The organism is Leptolyngbya sp. FACHB-36 (assembly GCF_014695955.1).
Taxonomy (GTDB): Bacteria; Cyanobacteriota; Cyanobacteriia; order Leptolyngbyales; family Leptolyngbyaceae; genus FACHB-36.
The window spans coordinates 1-2,223 of the sequence record NZ_JACJPG010000086.1 but is presented as its reverse complement, the minus strand read 5'-3'; the positions used below and the strand labels follow the sequence as shown (position 1 = coordinate 2,223).

Below are 2,223 nucleotides of genomic sequence, written 5' to 3'. Positions count from 1 at the left end.
AGGGTCACGTTACCATCGCGAACGATCACCGTGTCCTCAAGTCCGATCGTCACCACCACGTCATTCTCATCACTCGCGTAGACGAGCGCCCCGTGCGTATCGAGGTGGACGTGCCGCCCCAGCTCCACGTTAGGCTGGTCGGTCTTAAGCAGGCGATCGATGGCGTTCCAGTCGCCCAAGTCGTCCCAGCCAAAGGAGGCAGGCAGGACAAACGCCTGCTGGGTTTTCTCCATCAGGGCATAGTCGATGCTGATTTTAGGCAGGGTGGAATAGGCGGCAATTCCGTTTGCCTCTAGCGGTCCCAGAATGTCGGGAGCATAAACCAAAAGTTCGTCTAGCGCGACGCTTGCCCGGAAGATGAACATGCCGCTGTTCCAGCAAAACTGTCCGGATTCAAGAAACTGCTCGGCCGTTGCGCGATCGGGCTTCTCGGTGAAGCGACTAACGCGATAGGCTGCACAGCCGGTATAGGTGCCCGCAGGTTCGCCCTGCTGGATGTAGCCGTAGCCTGTAGCGGGATAGCCAGGAGCAATGCCAAGCGTGACGATCGCAGGCTGCTCAGCTGCCAGTTCTGCCGCCGCCTGTAGGGTGGCTCGGAAGCCTTCCTCGTCTCCGATCCAGGGGTCAGCCGGAAAAAAACCAACGACGACATCACGTCCGTAGCGCTGAGCCACTTCTAGTGTGCTCCAGGCAACGGCGGGGGCCGTATCGCGTCCTTCGGGTTCTAGCAGCAAATTGCTTTCTGGTAGCTCCGGCAGTTGTTCTCGTACGCCATCTGCAAGATGCGCTGCCGTTACGACCCACAGGTCTTCCCAGGTTCCAACTAGCTTTAGGAGGCGATCGGCGGTGGCTTGCAGAAGACTTTTGTTGCTGCCATCCAGGCTCAAAAACTGCTTGGGTTTGCTCCGGCGGCTGAGGGGCCAAAAGCGCTCTCCTTTTCCGCCTGCCAAAATTACAGGGACCAAAGCTGGGGTAGTCATCGGTGCGATCGGCTCCGTTTGGGGTAGAGTGTGGACGACAAATAGCCGCAATCCTAATTAAATGCCCAGACTAGGTTGCCAGTCCTCTCAGTATCTTCTCGGATTCTGCACGTTGTCCTGATGGTCAGCCGCTCTAGTAGACGGAACTTCATACTTCAATTGTAGAAAAAGAAGTTGCCTTTACATCCTGCCCCAGCCGCTAAAATCGCTCTTAAGATTGTCTTAAGTATTAATCGATAAATTGGCGTTAGATTTGCACACGTTAAGATTTGAGGCTTAACCAATTTGATCGAAACTGCTTGAAACTCTCAAGGTTCCGTGAAGCAAGTCTGACCGCTTTTAGAGGACGATCCTCGCATCATTAACTACCTACCATTGAACCGCTATTTCATCAGGAGCTTCATCATGGTCGTTGTGCGCCGTGCTTCCAACCATACGTTGACAGGAATGGTACGGCTCTTGAGATGCGCTGCCTCATGTCTTCTCACGTCACCTCAGCAGAATCCAGGCCAATTGGAGTGCTGTGCTCATGTGTAATCTTGCCGCTTGTGGAGCAGAGATTGAGTTAGCCGTAGACGTGTTTGCAGCTCGCGATCGAGTGCTGCTGAGTCACCTTGAAGACGCACTGGGGGGATTACCCAATCCTAAGTGTGCTCGTTCCATTCTGATGGCAGCGATCAAGCACGTCGCTGAGGTGGATGTGCAAACCTACGGCTGGGTCGTTCAAAATATCGCTGAATGGGCGTTGCTGTCTTGTCAATCTGAACAGGCGATCGACGACGCAGAACTGCCAGCACAAGACGGTGTCTCTGCGGACGCGGCCTGCTACTCACGTGGCCTGGAACAGCAGTCACACTAGCCACCAGCGGCGCTAAATCAGATTCCCATTATCGTCATATCGTTATCCTAACGCGATGCAAGAGAAGTGCAGCGATTAAAGAAATGGCGCATCAGTGTGCGCTATTAGACATCGCGAATCTAGAAGATGCCCTATGATGTTCGCGTTGCGTGGAGATCACGAGCAGTCACTCATCTCTGCAAGTAGGGATTTACTCACAGTCGGACTTTAAAAGCTGATTTCTATTCCTTTTGGCACTATACAGAGTCTAAAGAGGTAATTACTCTACTGGTAGTCGACGGTGATATTACGGATGAGCCAAATCAAAGGAATCGTTGGACTCATACTTTGCTGGGAGTTCGCAAAATCTATTCGGCTCATAGTGTTTATTGGGTCACGGTTTTT

Annotated in this window: 2 protein-coding genes; one reads left to right on the top strand and one right to left on the bottom strand. The window is 52.9% G+C overall.

The window, feature by feature from the left end:
- Positions 1-980, bottom strand: a 980-nt coding sequence (locus H6F43_RS01220) for a mannose-1-phosphate guanylyltransferase (RefSeq protein WP_190340204.1), incomplete at its 3' end; no start/stop codon positions are given.
- 529 nt (positions 981-1,509) lie between these two features.
- Between H6F43_RS01220 and H6F43_RS01215 the strand changes: the two genes are divergently transcribed.
- The gene (locus H6F43_RS01215) at positions 1,510-1,839 is read left to right on the top strand and encodes a hypothetical protein (protein WP_190340203.1); all 330 of its coding nucleotides are present in this window, start codon (positions 1,510-1,512) and stop codon (positions 1,837-1,839) included.
- Positions 1,840-2,223: the final 384 nt, after the last annotated feature.